Source organism: Oceanobacillus indicireducens, assembly GCF_014647195.1.
Lineage (GTDB): Bacteria > Bacillota > Bacilli > Bacillales > Amphibacillaceae > Oceanobacillus > Oceanobacillus indicireducens.
Window position 1 is genome coordinate 15,277 of record NZ_BMOS01000032.1, and the last position, 20,842, is coordinate 36,118.

Here is a 20,842-nt window from a genome sequence, read left to right on the forward strand (position 1 = left end):
AAGGAGAGAATTATAAATGCCATACATTACAGATGTTTATGCAAGAGAAGTACTAGACTCCCGTGGTAATCCAACGGTTGAGGTTGAAATTACGACAGAATCAGGTGGGTTCGGCTCTGCCCTCGTTCCAAGTGGTGCATCTACTGGTGAATATGAAGCAGTAGAATTACGTGACGGTGATAAGAGCCGTTATCTAGGTAAAGGTGTAGAAAAAGCGGTAAATAACGTAAATGAAGTTATCGCTCCAGAACTGATTGGGCTTGACGTTACAAGACAAAATATCATCGATGCATTATTAATTGAATTAGATGGAACAGAGAACAAAGGAAAACTAGGTGCGAACGCAGTCTTAGGTGTATCTATGGCAGCAGCTCATGCAGCATCCAGCTACCTTGATATCCCATTATACAATTACCTTGGTGGATTCAACGCAAACGTACTGCCAACTCCAATGATGAACATTTTAAATGGTGGAGAGCACGCAGACAACAACGTAGACATCCAAGAATTTATGATTATGCCTGTCGCAGCTCCAACATTTAAAGAAGCATTACGTGTCGGGGCAGAAATCTTCCACGCATTGAAGAAAGTTCTGGCTGACAAAGGATTGAACACAGCAGTTGGGGATGAAGGCGGATTTGCCCCTAACCTTGGATCTAACGAAGAAGCCCTACAGACAATCATCGAAGCGATTGAAGCTGCTGGTTATAAACCAGGTGAAGAAGTACAGCTTGCAATGGACGTTGCCGCATCTGAAATGTTTGAAGACGGGAAATACAATTTCAAAGGTGAAGGTGTCGTCCGTACATCTGAAGAAATGGTTGAATGGTATGAGCAAATGGTTGACAAATACCCAATCGTATCTATTGAAGACGGTTTTGACGAGGATGACTGGGATGGCTTTAAGTTATTAACGGACCGTATCGGTGACCGTGTCCAGCTTGTTGGTGACGACTTATTCGTAACGAACACATCCAAGCTTGAAGAAGGAATTGAGAAAGGTATTGCCAACTCTATTCTAATCAAAGTAAACCAAATCGGTACATTAACAGAAACATTTGAAGCAATTGAAATGGCAAAACGTGCAGGATATACAGCAGTAATCTCCCACCGTTCTGGTGAAACAGAAGATGCAACAATTGCTGATATTGCAGTTGCAACAAATGCTGGTCAAATCAAGACAGGTGCACCGTCCCGTACGGACCGTGTTGCGAAATACAACCAGTTACTGCGTATCGAAGACGAACTTGCAGGTATCGCTGAATATGCAGGCAAAAATGCTTTCTATAACTTGAAAAAGTAAGAAACAAAGGCGGTGATGGGCGCAGAGTGGATGTGGCTATCTCCGGAAAGTTATCCATAGCATATGATTTTAAGATTCCTATGAATTAACAAAAGGGAAAAATATCCTAGACTTGTTCTGAGTCTAGGATATTTTTGTCTTCTGCTTGGCTGAAGCGCTATAATAAGTAATAACAGGAGGGGAATCGGAATGAATCTATTGCATACAATTAAAGAACGACGCTCCACGCTAAGTTTTAAGAGTGAGAAAATAGAGCTGTCTACGTTAAAAGAAATTTTTACATACGGTTCCTATGCACCAACACATTATATGACAGAGGCATGGAGGATAAAATTATATCAAGGAGACGGGAAAGAACAGCTCATACGAGCAATTATTGAAAGCTATCAACGCTCAGGCATGCTACCAAGTGGTAATTCCGAGAAGGCAATGCGTTCGAGGGCATCGATTGCTGATTTTCTATTCACCATCCCTCATCACGCTTTGATTTATTATGAAATCCCCAATGACCCAATTCGAAACGAAGAAGAGTATTCATCGGTCGCAGCCTTTATTCAGAACTCCCAGCTTGCTGCTTGGGAATACGGTGTTGGCATGCTCTGGACGATTACACCTTATATGCACGACGAGCAGTTTATCGAGAGAATTGGATTGGATCATGAGAAGCATAAGATCGCCGCTGTCTTACAAATTGGCTACCCCGATAAGACAACAAGGGATAAAGGAAGAACGCCAGTGGATCAGTGGATAGAGGTGATTGAGTAGGAAGATAGCGGTATAGTAAGAATGCTGAAGTCCACAAGCAAATAAGCAAGAAGTGGACCGTTCCCGGTTTCGCATTGGTCCACTTCGCTTCTCTAGTTCACCTTTATCACGCATTAACGGTCTGTACTATCCCCACACCTAAACATGAGGGAGCCCGCCCAAGATGTGAAGGTGGGGGATATACAGTCCGTAAATCCCTGATTCTGTTCAACTAACATTCAGTGGGGGAGGGAAGGAAACCCCCACTGAATGAAGCTTCACTTTATAATTGTTTCCTAATCCATTGCTCCAAAAAGTCGAACACTTCCTCTTTATTTGTTTCCTGGTGTAATTCGTGCCTAGCATCTGGATAGAGGGAGACAATCACATCGCTTAGACCGGCTTCTATGTAGCTTTCTGCAGCTTGAAAGACACCTTTACTGTAATTACCGACCGGATCGGCATCTCCGCTTATGAAAAGCATTGGTAAATCCTTTCTGATCCGCTTGTTGCGCTCCGGGTCCTGCATCTGTAAAATACCAATCAGCAAATCAACGAAAAAACCGGCAGTTGGTACGTAACCGGAAAGTGGATCCGCGATATAATCATCTACAACTTGGCCGTCCCTTGTGAGCCAATCAAAACTAGTCAGCTTTTGGACGATTTTACTATTATAATTACCGAATACAAGATTGTTCATGAAAGTCGATTCTTTCCTCGGATTTTGAAAAGAGGCAATTTCCAAACCAACTTTACTGCTTCGCTCGGGGAAAAAACCAGAACCAGCTAATAGTACTCCGGCAACTTCCTCGGAATAATTCTGAATGTAATTTCTTGTTATAAAGGATCCCATACTATGACCGTAAATAAAAATCGGTAATCCTGTATGCTGTTTTTTCACATATTGTATAAGAAGGTGTAGGTCTTCCACCAATAATTCAAAGCCATTTGCTTCCGCGATGAAACCGAGTTGACCTTGTTTCTCTCCCGTTCTACCATGTCCCCGGTGATCATCCCCATAGACGATGAACCCTTTGCCATTAAAAAAGGCGGCAAGTTGCTTGTACCTTGCGATGTGTTCTGTCATTCCATGGGATATGAGAATAACTGCTTTTGCATCCTTGATATCACTACCCCAGCTTCGGATATATAATTCACAATCATCTTCTGCGGTTAGCCAAAATTCTTCATTCATATTCTCCTCATCCTCCTAAAGCCCATTATAACGCCTAGATTAGAAAAGAAAAAATAATAAAACTAAAGTATTATCTTGCTATATAAAATACACTTGTGATAAAGTATATAATAGTAATTGTCGTCACGGGAGGTGTCATTGTAACATGCAAATGGCAGTAAATATTTTATTGGTAATCGATGCACTTATTATGATTGTCTTTGTTCTTCTGCAATCAGGGAAAAGTGCCGGGCTATCGGGAGCAATATCCGGTGGAGCTGAACAATTATTTGGGAAACAAAAAGCAAAAGGACTCGATTTATTCCTGCATCGTGGTACGGTAGTAACAGGAATCCTATTCTTCCTTTTAGCTTTCTTAAGTGCATATGTTATATAATAATAATTACCCTTATCACGTTTGTGGTAGGGGTTTTTTAGAGAGGTTGTTCAAAATGGTAAATAGTGACACTTCGAAAGAGGAGGTTCTACTAAAACCGTCCACGTCTTGTGGAGGGCGTAGAACTCACCACACACGAGAAGCTCGTTAGCTTGCTTTCTCGTTTCTCATGTACCTACTAACGTACATTTCGACCTGGAAGCTCTAGCCACCTCGAAATCGACACACAGGATGAGCTAGTGTCGGCGTTAGAAAGACGATTGTGTTTTTAGCCGATCGCGGTCCTTTTTATCTTCTTTTTTGAACATCGTTTTAGAGTATTGATTGAAAGGGTAGATAGATATGAAGATTAAACAGCCACAAGCCTTTACATTTGAAGCGGGACCAAGAGCTGTTCTATTACTACATGGATTCACAGGGCATACAGCGGACGTCAGAATGCTTGGCCGCTTTTTGGAGAAAAAAGGTTACACATCTCATGCACCGATTTATCGGGGACACGGAGTTCCGCCGGAAGAGCTGATTAAGTCAAATCCAGATCAGTGGTGGGAAGATGTGAATTTAGCATTAAATCACTTGAAGGAACTAGGTTATGATGAAATTGCTGTTGCCGGACTTTCACTTGGAGGCGTGCTTGGATTAAAGCTTGCTTATTCAACCCAGGTGAAAGGTATAATTTCAATGTGTGCACCAATGTTTTTTGATAATGAGACTCAACTAACACAAGGCTTTGAACTCTTTGCCAAAGAATATAAACAACTCGAACGAAAAGACGCAAAAACTATTGAACGCGAAGTAGCAACTGTCATGGAAGAATCTACTGAACTGTTCTCTTTATTGAAAGAGACGATTGAAGAAGTAAAGGATAATGTAGACACGATTTACACTCCGACATTTGTCGTCCAGGCTAGAAACGACATGATGATCAATACAGAAAGTGCGAATTATATTTATGATCATGTCGAGGCCGATTTGAAGGATATTAAATGGTATGAGGAATCCGGCCATGTTATCACGTTGGACAAGCAGAAAGATGAATTGCATGAGGATATTTATCAATTCCTTGAGAAGCTTGACTGGAATGTATGATTAAAAAAGTCATGAGCGGTAATAAATATAATGAAAGTAGGTGAGACGAATGAAAGAAAAATTGCTTACATTTTTCAATGAAACGGAGACCCGGCCGTTAAGCGTCGATGAAATTGAAGAGAAGTTGGGCATTCAAGATGCAGAAGAATTTAAAGAACTAATTAAAACATTGAATAGTCTTGAGGATTCGGGTGAACTCGTCCGCACGAGAAAGAACCGTTACGGCCTCCCGGAGAAAATGAATCTCATTTTAGGTCGGATTCAAATGCATAATAAAGGATTCGCCTTCCTACTCCCCGAAGAAGAGGGGGTAGAGGATATTTACATTAATCCATCTGATTTGAACTCCGCGATGAATGGCGATAAGGTGCTTGTAAGGCGGGAGAAGCAATCCTTTGCAGGCGACCGTGCGGAAGGTGTCGTGCTCCGGATATTGGAGCGGGCGATTACTCAAGTCGTCGGAACGTACGATGATAACAAGAACTTTGGTTTCGTCATCCCTGATGATAAGCGGATTCCCCATGATATCTTTATCCCGAAAGGAAAAGCGAACGGGGCAATTGACGGCCATAAGGTCATTGCACAGATTACGAAGTATCCTGAAGCGTGGAGCAGTGCAGAAGCTGAAATCACCGAGATTCTCGGTCATAAAAATGACCCCGGCATTGATATTATATCCATTATTTATAAACATGGGATAACGATTGATTTTCCTGATGATGTTTTACAACAGGCATTAGAAATACCTGATGAGATTTCGCCCGAGGAGCTCGAAGATAGAATCGATCGTCGGAATGAACAAATTGTAACGATTGACGGGGCAGATGCAAAGGACCTTGATGATGCGATTTCGGTTAAAAAGCTGGACAATGGGAATTACCAACTAGGTGTTTATATTGCCGACGTCAGTTATTATATTGACAAAGGCTCTCCGATGGATGAGGAAGCATATGAAAGAGGGACAAGTGTCTATCTTGTCGACCGGGTTATTCCAATGATTCCACATCGGCTCTCCAATGGGATCTGTTCATTGAACCCACAAGTCGACCGGTTGACAATTGGGTGTGAGATGGAAATTACGACGAGCGGAGAAGTTGTGGAGCATGAATTTTTCCCCGCTGTTATTAATTCAACGGAACGGATGACTTATACCGACGTGAATAAAATTCTCGTCGATCAGGATAAAGAGTTACGAGAGAAATATGCCGAACTTGTTCCAATGTTCGAGCAGATGGAAAAGCTTGCAGCAATCCTCCGTGGAAAGCGAAAGGGCCGAGGGGCGATTGACTTCGATTTCAAGGAAGCGCAAGTGCTTGTTGACGACGAAGGAAAAGCGAAGGATGTCGTGCTTCGTGAGCGTTCAGTCGGTGAACGGTTGATTGAGGAATTTATGCTCGCTGCAAACGAAACGGTGGCAGAACACTTCCATTGGCTGGATGTACCGTTCATTCACCGCATCCATGAAGATCCGGATGAAGGAAAATTGGAGAGTTTCTTTGAATTCCTTGCTGGTCTTGGTATTTCGGTAAAAGGAACAGCAAATGAAATCCATCCGCAAGCCTTACAAAAAGTTCTTGACAAGATAAAAGATAAACCAGAAGAAATGATTGTTTCAAAGCTGATGCTTCGATCCATGAAACAGGCGAAGTATGCCCCAGAAAGTGTCGGGCACTTTGGACTTGCGACAGACTTTTATACCCATTTCACGTCACCGATTCGCCGCTACCCGGATTTAATTGTCCACCGGCTCATCCGCACGTATCTATTTGAGAAGAAGATGGATAGAAAGACGATTGCGGATTGGCGGGAAGCTCTTCCGGAAATCGCAAAGCATACATCCGAAATGGAAAGAAGAGCGGTCGACACGGAACGGGAAACGGATGACTTAAAGAAAGCGGAGTATATGGAAGATAAGATTGGCGAGGAGTTTACAGGAGTAATTAGCTCGGTAACGAACTTCGGATTGTTTGTAGAACTGGAAAATACGGTGGAAGGGCTTGTTCATGTCAGCTACCTGACGGATGATTATTATCATTATGATGATCGTACACATGCATTAATTGGAGAGCATACTGCCAAAATATATCGTGTTGGAGACGAAGTGAAAGTAAAAGTGGCTCAAGTAAACTTAGATGAACGGGCTGTAGACTTCGAACTCTTGGAAACAAAGGCGAAAAAAAGACGCCGCGAAGGAAACAAACAAGAAATCCCGGCAAGAAGAAAGAACAAATCTAAAGGTAAACCGAAAGTAAAAAAAAATAAAGGTAAGAAGAAAAAATAAAAAACAGTGGGGAGGCTCCACTGTTTTTTATAGCATGGAAAACTATAAAATATAAATGCTTTGGATAACTTGGATATCAGGGAAAGCCACGTCCGGCTCCAGCGCCCAGCAACTAGCAAACTTCACACTCCTCCAATCGATAAGTCAACATCAACTCAAAGAGAAAAGGAAGGCCGACTAAGAACGGGCCAAGGCCCAACATCGGCATACCCCTAAAGGGGCATGTTTCCTTTATCTCATTCCGGAGTGCTCCAGTTTGTACGTTGCTTTCCGCCTTTGTTACTATTAAGCTTTTCATGGAACTTTTATGACGCGATTAGGTATAATAAAATATGAATATTGGCTGGAGGTGTTGTGATGGATAATGTAACCCTTGCTTTAATTTTTACTCTTTTTGCAGGGCTTGCTACCGGTGTAGGGAGCTTGCTTGCATTTTTTGCAAAAACAACAAATACAAAATTTCTTTCATTTGCACTTGGCTTATCAGCCGGTGTGATGATTTATGTTTCGATGATAGAAATCTTTTTTAAGGCGAAAGAATCCCTCGTATCCTCATTAGGTTATACAGAAGGGTATTGGGTGACGGTCCTTGCATTTTTTAGCGGAATGTTATTGATCGGTGTGATTGATAAGCTGATCCCAACTTATTCCAACCCCCACGAAATTAAAAAGGTAGAAGATATGGAGAAACCGGGAAAGGCAATCCAAGACCCGGAACTGATGAAAATGGGCATATTTACAGCGATAGCAATTGGGATCCATAACTTTCCGGAAGGCATTGCAACATTCATTTCAACTCTGCAGGATCCTTCTGTCGGCTTCGCAATCGCGGTCGCCGTAGCTATTCATAATATCCCGGAAGGAATTGCCGTATCGGTGCCAATCTACTATGCGACAGGCAGTAGGAAAAAGGCGTTCAAGCTTTCTTTCCTTTCCGGTTTAGCGGAGCCGGTTGGAGCGATCCTAGCATTTCTTATCCTAATGCCGTTTTTAAATGAATTCGTCTTGGGAATCACATTTGCAATGGTTGCCGGAATTATGGTATTTATTTCGCTTGATGAACTATTACCTGCTGCGAAGCGATATGATGAGGCGCATTTATCGATATACGGCGTTATTGCTGGCATGGCGATTATGGCGATTAGTCTGATTTATTTGCAATAAATAAATTCTCATTGGAAAAAACATGATAATCTGATAAAATAAAGGTCTATGCAAGTGATTGGGAGGTGTTTCAATGCCAAAGGGAACTGGAAAAACAATTGCAGTAAACAGGAAAGCACGCCATGATTATTTTATCGAAGAAACGTATGAAGCAGGCATTGTCCTTCAAGGTACAGAAATTAAATCACTCCGGCTTGGGCGGGTAAGTATTAAAGATGCCCACGCGAGAATTATCAACGGTGAAGTTTTTCTAGTTAATCTGCATATCGCAGAGTATGAACAGGGAAATCGCTATAACCATGATCCAACCCGTTCTCGTAAACTTCTCTTGCACCGTAATCAGATTGATAAATTAATCGGGCTTACGCAACAGGAAGGGTATACACTTGTCCCGCTTAAAATTTATATTAAAAATGGCTATGCCAAAGTGTTAATCGGTCTTGGTAGAGGGAAGAAAAAGTTCGATAAGCGGGAAGATATGAAACGGAAACAAATGAAACGGGATGCGGACCGGGCGTTAAAGGAATACAATCAGTAGGCTTAAATTGGTCCCTTTGCATTATTACAAGTCTGTGTTATAATAAGTATAGAGCTTGGGACTCCCCCGAGTGTTCTCATTTATATGGGGACGTTACGGATTCGACAGGGGTAGGTTGAGCTCAGGTTGCGCGTCGAGGTTACGGCTCGTAAAACGTAAACGCCTATAACTGGCAAAAACGAAAACTACTCTTTAGCTGCTGCTTAAGCAGTTCTAAAGGATCCTTCCTACAATCGCCTGTGTTGTAGATAGAAGGGTCTCAAACTCAAACAGGCTGGACTGACTTCCACCGTCTGAGGATCGTCAGTCGAGATGAATCAGACTAGCTATCACAAAGCCTGTTGATAGGCTGAGTGAATAGTGAAATACGAATATATCAACTACACGTGTAGAAGCCTGAGTGGCAATATCTCTGGACGAGGGTTCGACTCCCTCCGTCTCCACCAATACATAAGTTGGTGGTTTTTTTATGTTTAAAATAAGACTTCAAGCTTGATTCGTGCACTACAGAAAAAATAAAATGCTAAACTTATGATTCGTCCAATATAAAGTATGAAAATGAAACCATCATTCCTTACGAAATGATGGTTTCATTTATACCTTGCTTATTTTAAAATAGTTTTAAGATTAAAAATGTGTAAGCGCAATCAAAGAAGGGTGGCGGAAATCATGGATTATTAGCAAAGATAAACACATCTATAACTACTATTTATCCGTTACATTGATGCTAATCTTCTGGGTCTGAAACAGAAGGAAAGACTGTTGATTCGCATGTAAGGAATGTAAGGGGAAAAATCTACTGGGGGAGGGTTTTCCAATCGATGACTATTTTATAACCGTTTGGGGTATTGGCTAATTGGCTATAAGTGGTACATTAATTTTACAGGGGGTATTGGTTATATAAAACAAAAATGCGCAAAGTCTGCACAATTTTGTGATACTTATTTTGTTTAATGAATACTAAAGGGGGGTATTGTATGTTATGATTGAGATAAGGAAAATGGAATAAGTTGCATAGAGTCTTCAAATACTACGAGACGGGGAGTGAAAATAGTGGAAAAGCGAGGTAATGGGAAAAACAAACACCATCATGAACACAGTTTGCATGAAGAACATGAGAACCACGGCCACACCGCCCACGATGATCACGGTCAGCATGGCCACAGTCACGGTGGACACGGTCATGCGGATCACCATGAACATATGATTGAGGATTTTAAGAAAAGGTTCTGGGTGTCCCTAGTTTTAGCAATACCGATAACCTATCTATCACCGATGATTCAAATGCTATTCAACTACGAAGTAACCTTTACAGGAAACATGGTATTATTATTTCTCCTTTCAACATTCGTCTTCTTCTATGGAGGTAAACCGTTTTTAGTTGGAGCGTGGGATGAAATAAGAACAAAAACACCTGGAATGATGCTGTTAATCTCTTTAGCGATTGTAACTGCCTACGTTTATAGTACGTTAACAGCATTCTTTATCGCAGGAAGTGACTTTTACTTCGAGGTTGCTACACTAATCGTTATTATGCTGTTAGGTCACTGGGTTGAAATGAGATCGGTCATGGGTGCTTCCAAGGCACTGGAAGAATTGATTAAACTGATGCCAAAAGAAGCACATAAGATTGATGCTTCCGGAAACATTGTCGATGTATCTGTTGAAGAGTTACACCCTGGAGATGAGATTCTTGTGAAATCTGGAGAAAAAATACCGCTTGATGGAGAAATCTTTGAAGGAGAATCTACTGTCGACGAGTCCATGTTAACAGGTGAGTCTGTTCCAGTTGAAAAAGGACCGGGAATGGATGCAATTGGTGGATCGGTTAATGGGGATGGCGTAATAAAAATCAGAGTAAATAAAACGGGAAACGATACGTATTTAGCTCAAGTCATCCAACTAGTAAGTGATGCAGAAAGTACGAAGTCAAGAGCACAAGGATTTGCAGATACTGCGGCAAAATGGTTGTTCTATGTAGCTGTAGTGTCGGGAATCATCACGCTTCTATATTGGGCTGTTACAAGTGACTTTGAATTTGCATTAGAACGAATGGTTACCGTTCTGATCATTGCTTGTCCGCACGCACTTGGCCTTGCAATGCCATTAGTTACTTCACGATCAACATCGATTGCTGCGCAGAAAGGTTTGTTAATTAGGAACCGTATTCCATTTGAAAGTGCTTGGAAATTGGATCGTGTCGTTTTCGATAAGACAGGTACACTTACGGAAGGAAACTTCGGTGTTACGGATATTCACCCAAGCAACAATGTTAGTGAAGAAGAATTATTGAAATTGGCCTATTCCGTTGAGACACAGTCCGACCATCCAATTGCTAAAGGGATTGTGAGGGAAGGGAAAGAGCGCAATTTAGAGCTATACGACGTTACAAATTATAAAAACTTAACCGGTAAAGGATTGACTGCTGACGTGAATGGTTCGGAAATTGCAGCGATCAGCCCGGGAGCAATGCGGGAGAATCAAGTTGACTTTGATGAAGAAACATTCGATAAGTTAGCGCAACAAGGCAAAACAGTAATTTTTATATTAAAGGATAATGAATTACAAGGCATGATTGCATTAGCCGATATCATTCGGGAATCCTCTTATGACGTCATCAATGAACTGAATAATAGCGGCATTGAAACGGTGATGATGACTGGGGATAATAGCCGTGTTGCAAACTATGTCGGTGAACAACTTGGCATGTCAACGGTTATTGCAGAAGTACTTCCACATGAGAAGGCCAGTAATGTGAAACAATTAAAAGAGGACAATAATAAAGTTGCGATGATTGGTGATGGAATCAATGATGCACCCGCCTTGGCTGAAGCAGATTTGGGTATTGCAATAGGAGCGGGTACAGACGTTGCTATCGAAACGGCAGATGTTGTTTTAGTAAACAGTAGCCCGGTTGATATCCTGAATATTGTAAAGCTCTCCAAAGCAAGCTATAGAAAAATGATCCAGAACCTGGGATGGGCATCGGGGTATAACATAGTAGCAATTCCACTAGCAGCAGGTGTATTAATCAATTTTGGTATTCTTGTGACGCCGGCCATTGGAGCTGCCGTCATGTCATTAAGTACGATAATTGTTGCAATTAATGCTCAATTATTTAAGATTGATTAATGAAGGGAGGGCAAAGCAGTAAATGTTTTGCCCGATTTTCTTATTGTTGAAAAGTACGTTAGGGGATAGATTTTTCCTCCCTGTACTTACCACTTCTCGTGTTACTGTATCATACTGCAAAGAATCTAATATACCAAATAGAGCCATTCGCAAAATAATGTTTATGGCTCTTTTATTATGGGCAATATGAACAATAGGCGGGAAAAACCTTGTGAATGATTATATAAATTGTTAATATATTGTTATCGTTAATTTAAGCTGGGACAAGTGCTCTGACCCCCTGTCCCGGTTTTCGAAGAGGATGAAACTTTAATATGGGTGGAAAACAAAAACAATTCTCAAGTGTATTTACTTATGCATCTATCATTGTTGGGATATTAGTGCTTTTGGGCGCTGTATTCCCTGAGCAATTTGGAAATATTGCTGGTGCTGTTGCTTCATGGATTTCAGACACGTTTGGCTGGTATTATATGACCGTTTTTACGGTAATTTTATTCTTTTGTATATTTTTAGGTATTAGCCCGATCGGCAAACTAAAACTTGGGAAGCCACATGATGAACCAGAGTTCCATACGGTATCTTGGCTTACCATGTTGTTTAGTGCAGGGATGGGGATTGGACTTGTCTTTTACGGCGCATCTGAGCCACTCTCCCATTTTCTCGCACCACCTAGTGCTGAACCCGAAACAACGGCTGCTTTGGCAGAATCAATGAAATCGGTTCTTCTGCATTATGGATTTCATCCGTGGGCGGTTTACGGCATTGTTGCACTTGGATTAGCTTATGCACAGTTTAGAAAAGGTGAGGTTGGTTTAATATCTAAAACGTTGCGTCCAGTCTTAGGAGATAGGGTAGATGGTCCAATTGGAACGATGGTTGATGTGCTAACCGTATTCGTAACCATTATTGGAGTAGCTGTTTCTTTAGGATTAGGGGCGATGCAAATTAATGGTGGGCTGAACTATCTCTTTGGTTTACCATACAATCAGCTGGTTCAAGGTATCATCATTGCCGTTGTAACTGTATTATTCATCTATAGTGCATGGAGCGGAATCAGTAAAGGGATTCAATATTTAAGTAATTTAAATATGATCTTAGCTGCTCTCTTACTTATTGCTTTCTTAATTCTTGGGCCTACGTTATTTATTCTTAATATGATGACCTCTACGACTGGCGCTTATCTTGATTCATTAATATTTAACAGTTTGGACGTTGCACCATTAGATCCACAAAAACGAGAATGGATGCATTCATGGACGATCTATTACTGGGGCTGGTGGATGAGTTGGAGTCCATTTGTAGGTATATTTATTGCAAGGATTTCCCGTGGCAGGTCGATCCGGGAATTTGTATTGGCGGTACTCCTCGTTCCAACGTTGGTAAGTATCCTTTGGTTCAGCGCGTTTGGTCTGACTGGTATTGATGTAGCGCAATCTGCACCGCAGATATTTGACATGCCACCGGAGACTCAGTTGTTTGGAGTTTTAAATGAACTGCCTTTAAGCCTCCTTTTATCAATTCTTACGGTTATACTTATAGCATCGTTCTTCATTACTTCTGCAGATTCTGCCATATTCGTTCTAGGTATGCAGACAGCCTTTGGAACGTTAAGTCCTGCAGGATTTATAAAAGTGATATGGGGACTAGCATTGTCGGCAATCGCTTTTATATTGCTGCTAGCCGGTGGAGAAACGGGATTGAATGCATTACAATCTGCAGCAATCATCTCCGCACTGCCATTTAGTGTCGTCGTTATATTAATGACGATATCACTTTATAAAGATGCCAATCAGGAGAGGAAATACTTGGGGCTAACCATTACCCCAGATAAAAAACGCTGGAGAGAATATATAAACAAAGCAAAAAACGAACAAGATAAATAAAAAGTTGGGGCATAGGGATTGGAAGCAGTCCCTGTGTCCCTGCTTTGTAAATGAATGCTGGAGAAGCATAGGGTCGGCAGAAGAACATATTATTCAATGGTTTTTGCAAAAGTATGGGCGCCCTTTTGCCACGCATTAACGGTCTGTAATACCCCCTACTTCTAAACATGAGGGAAGCTCGATATGTGAAGGTGGGGATATACAGTCCGTAAATCCCTGATTCGGTTCAACTAACATTCAGTCGGGTTGGTAAGGAAACCCCCGCTAAATGAAGTCTCACTTTATCCAAAGTTGCCATAGGCAAATTTAGTTGTTGACATCAAACTGCTAAAGGAATATAATAAAATTAAGTTATTATATCGGATGGTCAAATTATATAAAAAAGCAAGTTTACTTTTTTTTACCCATTTGTTGCACGCGGGAAACTTTTGTTTCCATGGCTAAGTCGATTGATATATCGGAGGGAAAATGTATGGCTAATAAAATCTCTGTAAAAAATATAAGTGTATCTTATGTAGATAAAGAAGTTGTGAAGAATATTAGTTTTACCTTTGATGGAGGAAGCCTAATTGGAATATTGGGACCAAATGGTGCAGGCAAGTCAACACTAGTAAAAGCAATGCTTGGATTAGTTCCGACTCAATCTGGCGAGATTGAAATTGATGGACAGCCAATTCATAAACAGAGAAAGAAAATTGCATACGTTCCGCAACGTTCGAATATCGATTGGGATTTTCCAATTATTGTAAAAGAAACAGTGCTATTAGGGACGTACCCGAAGTTAGGATTGTTTCACAGACCTAAAAAGACGGATAAAGAATGGGCAATGGCTTGTTTGGAAAAAGTCGGAATGCAGGATTATGCCAAAAGTCAGATTGGTGAATTATCTGGCGGTCAGCAACAACGTGTGTTTTTAGCACGTGCATTAGCACAGAATGCTGATTTCTTATTTCTGGATGAACCATTTGTCGGGATTGACGTTGCGAGTGAAGAAATCATTATCAATATCCTAAAAGGTTTAAAAAATGAAGGGAAAACGATATTTGTCGTCCATCATGACTTAGCAAAAGTAAAAGATTATTTTAATGAGATTATTATCATCAACAAAGAGTTGTATGGTGCAGGATCTGTAACAGCTGTCTTTAAAGAAGAGATAATGAAAAAAGCTTATCAAACGAAATTCCAGATGGCTGGTGGATTGGAGGTTGGAGTGTAAGTGCAGTTCATCCAAGATTTACTAAACTACGAGTTCTTACAAAAAGCATTTGTCACTTCGATTGTAGTAGGAATAATCTGCGGGATTGTAGGAAGTTTCATTATCCTCCGCGGCATGGCTTTAATGGGAGATGCTATTTCCCATGCCATTTTACCCGGGGTTGCGATTTCTTATATGCTTGGCATTAATTATTTTTACGGAGCTGTCGCGATAGGTATATTAGCAGCATTTGGTATAGGATTCATCGATCAACACAGTCGGATTAAAACTGATTCATCGATAGGGATCGTTTTTTCCGCTGCGTTTGCACTAGGAATTGTATTAATAACTGCAGCTCAAAGTGCAACGGATTTAACACAGATACTATTTGGGAATGTATTATCTGTTCGGAGCACGGATATGTGGATGACGATAATTGTTGGAATCATCGTTATCGCAGCAGTCTTGCTGTTTTTTAAAGAATTACTCGTTTCCAGTTTTGATGTGACGATGGCACAGGCTTATGGATTGAAGACACGGATCATCCATTACGGTATTATGATATTACTAACCCTAGTCACGGTTGCTTCCTTACAAACGGTTGGAGTGATTCTTGTCGTAGCAATGTTGATTACTCCGGCATCAACAGCTTATTTACTTACAAATCGATTATCGATCATGGTTATTCTTGCAGCATTTTTTGGAGCATTAGCTTCTGTCATTGGGTTATATATAAGCTTCCTGCATAATATGCCGTCAGGACCTATTATCGCGTTAGCGGCGACAGGGATATTCATCCTAGCATTTTTATTCGCTCCAAAGCAAGGCCTTATCTGGCGTATGTTGAAGACAATGAGGAGCAGGACTGCAAAAAGTTAAAAACTAATATTGTAAAGTTGCACACTATTCGAGCTAAAAACGGGTGATCTATTGCAAATCAGAACAGATATTTTCATATTATTTTAGCTGAATTCTAGTGTAATGTACAAATTAACTACCATTTAATTACAATTATACGTTTGCGGCTTGGCATGAAGCCTCTGCGGGCATGGAATGTTGTGAAAGAGGAAACCGGCTAAACCCCGATTTCACAAGGCGTAAAGCCTACCATGCCCGCCTCTCCATGTAAAGCCGTATCACGGACTTTTGTTGGCATTTTCCAAACTGGAAACCGTGCCTAATGTGAAGGGAGAATATGTGAAAAAAATGAAACAGACAAGAAAAAAGGTATTAGGATTAATCCTAACAAGTGTGCTTCTATTTGCATTAGCAGCTTGCGGAGGTGAAGAAGAAGATGCGGCAGGTGATTCGGAAGGAAACCCCGATAAACCATTACAGGTTGTTACATCTTTTACGATTATTGAGGATATAGCGAAGGAAATTGGTGGAGATAACGTCGAAGTGCACAACTTGGTCCCAACAGGAACTGATCCTCATGAGTATGAGCCGCTTCCTGAAGATATTAAGAAGGCGTCAGATGCGGATATCCTATTCTATAATGGAATGAATTTAGAAGGCGGCAGTAATGGATGGTTTATGAAAATGATTGATTCGGTTAATCAGGATGAAGATAAAGTCTTTAGTTTAACCGATCGAGTTGAACCGATGTATGTCGGTAAAGATCAAGAAGGTGTGGAAGAAGAAGTCAACCCACATACCTTTATCGATCCCGTTGTAGGCATCTACATGGCTGAAGATATGAGGGATGCATTAATCGAAATCGATCCCGACAACACGGAAGAATATAGCGAACGGGCGGAAGCGTATCTCGAAGTGTTGAAAGAAATCGATAAAAAATATGAGGAAAAAATAAATGAAATACCAGAAGAAAAACGTATTCTTGTGACAAGCGAACAAGCCTTCCAATATATGACAAACCGTTATGGGTTAGAAGAAGCTTATATTTGGGCTGTAGATACGGAGGAAAACGGGACTCCGCAACAAATCACATCACTTGTAGATTATCTCAAAGAAAATGATGTTCGTACTCTATTTGTCGAGTCGAATGTGGACACGCGGCCAATGGAAACCGTATCAAATGAAACGGGAATTCCAATTTATGAAAAGCCTATTTATTCAGATGAAATCGGCGAGAAAGGCAGCGAAGCGGATACGTATGTTAAATATTTGGAATATAATATTGAGGTAATCTCGGATGGATTAAGGGAGTAAAGAACAAAAGATGAATAAACCCCAGTTAGTAGAGAAGGAAGCTGCTGACTGGGGTTTTTGTATATTGACTACGAATCAATCTTGCTAAATCAGTTTGAAGTTGAAGCTTGAAAAATGATTTAAAAAAGTAAAAGCTTAAAGAGTTGACTTTTTACCCGGTGGGGTATATGATGAATCATGAATTGATTTTCCGCTAAGCTAAATCAGCGGGAAATGAATGAAAGACATCTTCGAAACGTCGTTATAAAAAAACGACTATTTTATTACCATTAAATATACCCACGTGGGTATAATGTGGATGTCTGCATTATTATTTTAAAAAATAATACCAAGGGGGGTAAATGTATGATTAAAGCAGATCATCATTTGGATGCAAAGGGACTTGCTTGTCCGATGCCGGTTGTAAAAACTAAAAAAGCAATAAATGATCTGGAAGAAGGAGTTATTTTGGAAGTTCAGGCAACAGATAAAGGATCAAAAGCAGATTTGACTGCTTGGGCAAGTTCTGTTGGGCATCAATATTTAGGAACAGTGGAAGAAGGTGATGTACTTTACCATTACATCCGCAAAGGTTCGGATGAGCCAAAAGTGGAAAAAGCATTCGAACGGATTATTTCCTTTGAGGAATTAGAATCACGTGACGGTTTGATTTTAGATGTGCGTGAAGGAGCGGAATATGCGTTTGGTCATATAGGGGGTGCTAAGTCCATTCCGCTAGGAGAACTAGAATCCCGCATGAAGGAATTGGATAAAGATGAAGAGATTTATGTGGTTTGCCGTACCGGTAACCGCTCTGATTTAGCGGCACAGCTTTTAGCTGACAATGGTTTTACAAAAGTGTATAACGTTCTTCCAGGTATGAATGGATGGAACGGGAAAATAACAAAAGAATTTTAGGAGGAATGTATGATGTCAGAAAAGGTAGCGATCATTGCAGCAAACGGTGGATTGTTTGATGCGTACAAAGTATTTAATATTGCAACAGCGGCAGCAGCTTCAGAAAAAGAGGTCCAAATCTTTTTCACATTTGAAGGGTTAAACTTAATTCATAAGCAAGGAATGCACCATTTAGAAATGCCAGCTGGGAAAGAACATTTTGCTGAAGGATTCGAAAAAGCAAACACTCCTACAATCCCAGAGCTAGTGGAAATGGCGCAGGAGCTTGGTGTTAAATTTATTGCTTGCCAAATGACAATGGACGTCATGGGACTTACAAAAGAAGATTTCGTAAATGGAATCGAAGTTGGCGGGGCTGTAACATTCATTGAATTCGCTAAAAATGCTGCACCGACATTAACGTTCTAAATTGAAAAATTTCATGCAGTGGAGAATTTCTCCACTGCAAAAAAATCACAAAATAATACCCAGGGGGGTTACGAAAGAGATGACAGTACAAAAGTGGACAGCAGCAAAAGTTGCTAGAAAAGTTATTGATAATGAAGAGCTTTTTATTTTGGATGTACGTAATGAAGATGCGTTCCAAGATTGGAAAATTGAAGGTCATAAATTCGAATATTTAAATGTTCCATACTTTGAATTGTTAGATGGTGTGGAAGAGATTCTACCACAACTTCCAACTGACAAAGAAGTTTTAGTTGTTTGTGCGAAAGAAGGGTCTTCAGTGATGGTTGCCGAAATGTTAGCAGAAGAGGGCCGTGAAGCAGCTTATCTTGAAGGTGGAATGGGATCTTGGAGCAGCTATTTAGAACCTGTAAAAGTAGCAAACTTGGATAATGGCGGTGAGCTGTACCAGTTTGTCCGACTAGGGAAAGGTTGCCTCTCTTACATGGTAATCTCTGAAGGAGAAGCAGCGATTGTTGACGCAGTGCGCTTCACCGATGATTTTATAAACTTTGCAAAAGATAAGGGTGCAAAAATCAAACACGTATTTGATACACATCTACACGCAGACCATATTTCAGGTGGACGGCATATTGCAGCTGAAACAGGCGCAACTTATTATTTACCACCAAAAGATGCGACGGAAGTAGTGTTTGATTATACAGCTCTTACCGATGGTTTAAATGTTAAAGTTGGTGCATCCAAAATTGACGTTAGTGCACTATACACACCTGGTCATACGATTGGTTCAACTTCTTTCATCATTGATGATCAATTTTTATTGACAGGAGATATTTTATTTATCGACTCTATTGGACGTCCGGATTTAGCCGGACTAGCGGAAGATTGGGTAGGGGATTTACGTGAAACATTATATTCTCGTTACCGCGAGCTTGCTGAAGAGTTAGTGGTGTTACCTGCACATTTTATGATCATCGATGAGTTAAATGAAAATGGTACCGTAGCAAGACGCTTAGGAGAGTTATTTAAAGAAAACCATGGCTTAAATATCGAAGACGAAGAAGAGTTCCGCCGGACTGTGACAGATAACTTACCACCACAACCAAATTCACATGAGCGAATTCGTCAAGTGAATATGGGTAAAATCATCCCTGACAATGACGAACAAACCGAAATGGAAATTGGTCCAAATCGTTGTGCGGTTCGGTAAGAATTTATGAAGATATTGGTTTCAAACTATCTTAAATAATAAAGGAGAAATACAAAATGAATATTACGAAAACATTAGATGCGAAAGGTCTTGCTTGTCCAATGCCTGTCGTTCGAACAAAAAAAGCTATAGATACGATTAACTCTGGTGAAATACTTGAAGTGCTTGCAACAGACAAAGGTGCGTTAAGTGATATTACAGCTTGGGCAAAATCCGGTGGGCACACTTTACTAGAGCAGAAAACAGAAGATGATATTCTCTATTTCTATATTCAAAAAGCGTAATGAAAACCAAATAGCGAGTAGAATCCTTACTCGCTTTTCTAGTTTAGGAAAGAAGGTTGCTCCATGGATTTAACGTTTATCATCGTTGTATTTGCAATCGGATTTATTGGATCATTTTTATCCGGAATGTTAGGGGTCGGCGGTTCTATCATTAAATATCCGATGCTTTTGTACATTCCTCCGTTATTTGGTTTAGTTGCCTTCACCGCGCATGAGGTGTCGGGGATAAGTGCCGTACAGGTGCTGTTCGCATCTATCGCCGGAGTATGGGCATACCGTAAAGGTGGTTATCTAAATAAGCAGCTCATCATCTATATGGGAGGAGCTATCTTAATCGGTAGTTTAATCGGTAGTTATGGTTCCGTCTTTTTATCAGGACAAACAGTAAATATCGTGTACGGTGTTTTAGCAATTATTGCCGCTGTGATGATGTTTATACCGAAGAAGCAAGTAGACGATATGCCACTTGATGAGGTGACTTTTAATAAACCATTAGCAGTTATACTGGCTTTAATAGTTGGAATAGCATCCGGTATCGTTGGCGCTGCAGGTGGATTCCTGCTAGTACCTATTTTGTTGACAGTGTTGCATATACCGACGCGAATGACAATAGCAACAAGTTTAGCTGTTACTTTTATATCTTCTATCGGAGGCAGTGTTGGTAAACTTGTTACCGGTCAAGTAGATTATTGGCCAGCATTAATTATGATTGTCGCAAGTCTCTTAGCTGCACCCCTCGGAGCAAAAGCCGGCAAGAAAATGAATACTCGAATTTTACAAGTTATTTTGGCGGTTATGATCGCAGGTACTGCAATAAAGATTTGGATTGATATTTTAATCTAATAAATACAAAAATGACTAAGGCTTTAAATAAAAATACGTTTAAATAGCAGTATACCCAAATGGGCATGCGACGTTAAATTTTTTAGGAGCATTCCTGTAATGAAGAAATTTGAGGTTTGAACAAAAAAGAG

The 20,842-nt window shown here is 40.6% G+C and carries 18 protein-coding genes, 1 other RNA gene and 1 pseudogene; 19 read left to right on the top strand and 1 reads right to left on the bottom strand.

The window, feature by feature from the left end; translation table 11 throughout:
- Positions 1–16: 16 nt before the first annotated feature.
- Entirely contained in the window at positions 17–1,303 is a 1,287-nt protein-coding gene (gene eno, locus IEX94_RS16300) for a phosphopyruvate hydratase (protein ID WP_156855747.1), read from the top strand.
- A gap of 189 nt (positions 1,304–1,492) precedes the next feature.
- Positions 1,493–2,068, top strand: coding sequence for a nitroreductase family protein (locus tag IEX94_RS16305; RefSeq protein ID WP_156855748.1), 576 nt, complete (start codon positions 1,493–1,495; stop codon positions 2,066–2,068).
- 262 nt (positions 2,069–2,330) lie between these two features.
- Here IEX94_RS16305 and IEX94_RS16310 read toward each other — a convergent pair whose 3' ends face one another.
- Positions 2,331–3,242 carry an alpha/beta hydrolase gene (locus tag IEX94_RS16310; protein WP_188858950.1) on the bottom strand — a complete coding sequence of 304 codons (912 nt, stop codon included), beginning with the start codon at positions 3,240–3,242 and terminating at the stop codon, positions 2,331–2,333.
- Positions 3,243–3,387: 145 nt separating this feature from the next.
- Between IEX94_RS16310 and secG the strand changes: the two genes are divergently transcribed.
- The 17 genes and pseudogenes from secG (at position 3,388) to IEX94_RS16390 (ending at position 20,711) form a co-directional block, all read left to right on the top strand.
- Positions 3,388–3,618, top strand: a complete 231-nt coding sequence (gene secG / locus IEX94_RS16315; RefSeq protein WP_156855750.1) for a preprotein translocase subunit SecG — start codon at positions 3,388–3,390, stop codon at positions 3,616–3,618.
- Positions 3,619–3,960: 342 nt separating this feature from the next.
- The gene (locus IEX94_RS16320) at positions 3,961–4,707 is read left to right on the top strand and encodes an alpha/beta hydrolase (protein ID WP_156855751.1); all 747 of its coding nucleotides are present in this window, start codon (positions 3,961–3,963) and stop codon (positions 4,705–4,707) included.
- Between the two features lie 49 nt (positions 4,708–4,756).
- A complete protein-coding gene (gene rnr / locus IEX94_RS16325) occupies positions 4,757–6,988 on the top strand; it encodes a ribonuclease R (RefSeq protein ID WP_188858952.1) in 2,232 nt (743 codons plus the stop codon).
- Between the two features lie 357 nt (positions 6,989–7,345).
- Positions 7,346–8,152: a zinc transporter ZupT gene (gene zupT, locus IEX94_RS16330; RefSeq protein WP_156855753.1), complete on the top strand. Its 807-nt coding sequence runs from the start codon at positions 7,346–7,348 to the stop codon at positions 8,150–8,152.
- A gap of 73 nt (positions 8,153–8,225) precedes the next feature.
- On the top strand, positions 8,226–8,690 hold the full coding sequence (smpB, locus tag IEX94_RS16335) for an SsrA-binding protein SmpB (RefSeq protein WP_156855754.1): 465 nt from the start codon (positions 8,226–8,228) through the stop codon (positions 8,688–8,690).
- An 86-nt stretch (positions 8,691–8,776) separates the two neighbouring features.
- Positions 8,777–9,136: a transfer-messenger RNA gene (ssrA, locus tag IEX94_RS16340) on the top strand.
- Between the two features lie 294 nt (positions 9,137–9,430).
- Positions 9,431–9,546: pseudogene (locus tag IEX94_RS19885) on the top strand (response regulator transcription factor); the annotation flags it as partial.
- Positions 9,547–9,974: 428 nt separating this feature from the next.
- Complete coding sequence (locus IEX94_RS16345; RefSeq protein ID WP_370459733.1) at positions 9,975–11,822, top strand: copper-translocating P-type ATPase; 1,848 nt, start codon at positions 9,975–9,977, stop codon at positions 11,820–11,822.
- Between the two features lie 314 nt (positions 11,823–12,136).
- A complete protein-coding gene (locus tag IEX94_RS16350) occupies positions 12,137–13,705 on the top strand; it encodes a BCCT family transporter (RefSeq protein WP_156855756.1) in 1,569 nt (522 codons plus the stop codon).
- A 472-nt stretch (positions 13,706–14,177) separates the two neighbouring features.
- Positions 14,178–14,921 (top strand): metal ABC transporter ATP-binding protein, encoded by a 744-nt coding sequence (locus IEX94_RS16355; protein ID WP_188858956.1) that lies wholly within the window; start codon positions 14,178–14,180, stop codon positions 14,919–14,921.
- The gene (locus tag IEX94_RS16360) at positions 14,922–15,779 is read left to right on the top strand and encodes a metal ABC transporter permease (protein WP_188858958.1); all 858 of its coding nucleotides are present in this window, start codon (positions 14,922–14,924) and stop codon (positions 15,777–15,779) included.
- A 327-nt stretch (positions 15,780–16,106) separates the two neighbouring features.
- Positions 16,107–17,072 (top strand): metal ABC transporter solute-binding protein, Zn/Mn family, encoded by a 966-nt coding sequence (locus IEX94_RS16365; RefSeq protein ID WP_188858960.1) that lies wholly within the window; start codon positions 16,107–16,109, stop codon positions 17,070–17,072.
- A gap of 345 nt (positions 17,073–17,417) precedes the next feature.
- A complete protein-coding gene (locus IEX94_RS16370) occupies positions 17,418–17,969 on the top strand; it encodes a sulfurtransferase TusA family protein (RefSeq protein WP_188858962.1) in 552 nt (183 codons plus the stop codon).
- A 12-nt stretch (positions 17,970–17,981) separates the two neighbouring features.
- Positions 17,982–18,377 carry a DsrE/DsrF/DrsH-like family protein gene (locus IEX94_RS16375; RefSeq protein WP_156855827.1) on the top strand — a complete coding sequence of 132 codons (396 nt, stop codon included), beginning with the start codon at positions 17,982–17,984 and terminating at the stop codon, positions 18,375–18,377.
- A 79-nt stretch (positions 18,378–18,456) separates the two neighbouring features.
- Complete coding sequence (locus IEX94_RS16380) at positions 18,457–19,584, top strand: MBL fold metallo-hydrolase (protein ID WP_188858964.1); 1,128 nt, start codon at positions 18,457–18,459, stop codon at positions 19,582–19,584.
- A gap of 56 nt (positions 19,585–19,640) precedes the next feature.
- Positions 19,641–19,868, top strand: coding sequence for a sulfurtransferase TusA family protein (locus IEX94_RS16385; protein WP_156855762.1), 228 nt, complete (start codon positions 19,641–19,643; stop codon positions 19,866–19,868).
- A 63-nt stretch (positions 19,869–19,931) separates the two neighbouring features.
- Positions 19,932–20,711 carry a sulfite exporter TauE/SafE family protein gene (locus IEX94_RS16390; protein WP_156855763.1) on the top strand — a complete coding sequence of 260 codons (780 nt, stop codon included), beginning with the start codon at positions 19,932–19,934 and terminating at the stop codon, positions 20,709–20,711.
- Positions 20,712–20,842 lie beyond the last annotated feature (131 nt).

What these genes read in the sequence shown, in the direction of transcription:
- eno (WP_156855747.1), top strand. Translation starts at nt 17, where the DNA reads ATGCCATACATTACAGATGTTTATGCAAGAGAAGTACTAGACTCCCGT.
- IEX94_RS16305 (WP_156855748.1), top strand. Translation starts at nt 1,493, where the DNA reads ATGAATCTATTGCATACAATTAAAGAACGACGCTCCACGCTAAGTTTT.
- IEX94_RS16310 (WP_188858950.1), bottom strand. Translation starts at nt 3,242, where the DNA reads ATGAATGAAGAATTTTGGCTAACCGCAGAAGATGATTGTGAATTATAT.
- secG (WP_156855750.1), top strand. Translation starts at nt 3,388, where the DNA reads ATGCAAATGGCAGTAAATATTTTATTGGTAATCGATGCACTTATTATG.
- IEX94_RS16320 (WP_156855751.1), top strand. Translation starts at nt 3,961, where the DNA reads ATGAAGATTAAACAGCCACAAGCCTTTACATTTGAAGCGGGACCAAGA.
- rnr (WP_188858952.1), top strand. Translation starts at nt 4,757, where the DNA reads ATGAAAGAAAAATTGCTTACATTTTTCAATGAAACGGAGACCCGGCCG.
- zupT (WP_156855753.1), top strand. Translation starts at nt 7,346, where the DNA reads ATGGATAATGTAACCCTTGCTTTAATTTTTACTCTTTTTGCAGGGCTT.
- smpB (WP_156855754.1), top strand. Translation starts at nt 8,226, where the DNA reads ATGCCAAAGGGAACTGGAAAAACAATTGCAGTAAACAGGAAAGCACGC.
- IEX94_RS16345 (WP_370459733.1), top strand. Translation starts at nt 9,975, where the DNA reads ATGCTATTCAACTACGAAGTAACCTTTACAGGAAACATGGTATTATTA.
- IEX94_RS16350 (WP_156855756.1), top strand. Translation starts at nt 12,137, where the DNA reads ATGGGTGGAAAACAAAAACAATTCTCAAGTGTATTTACTTATGCATCT.
- IEX94_RS16355 (WP_188858956.1), top strand. Translation starts at nt 14,178, where the DNA reads ATGGCTAATAAAATCTCTGTAAAAAATATAAGTGTATCTTATGTAGAT.
- IEX94_RS16365 (WP_188858960.1), top strand. Translation starts at nt 16,107, where the DNA reads ATGAAACAGACAAGAAAAAAGGTATTAGGATTAATCCTAACAAGTGTG.
- IEX94_RS16370 (WP_188858962.1), top strand. Translation starts at nt 17,418, where the DNA reads ATGATTAAAGCAGATCATCATTTGGATGCAAAGGGACTTGCTTGTCCG.
- IEX94_RS16375 (WP_156855827.1), top strand. Translation starts at nt 17,982, where the DNA reads ATGTCAGAAAAGGTAGCGATCATTGCAGCAAACGGTGGATTGTTTGAT.
- IEX94_RS16380 (WP_188858964.1), top strand. Translation starts at nt 18,457, where the DNA reads ATGACAGTACAAAAGTGGACAGCAGCAAAAGTTGCTAGAAAAGTTATT.
- IEX94_RS16385 (WP_156855762.1), top strand. Translation starts at nt 19,641, where the DNA reads ATGAATATTACGAAAACATTAGATGCGAAAGGTCTTGCTTGTCCAATG.
- IEX94_RS16390 (WP_156855763.1), top strand. Translation starts at nt 19,932, where the DNA reads ATGGATTTAACGTTTATCATCGTTGTATTTGCAATCGGATTTATTGGA.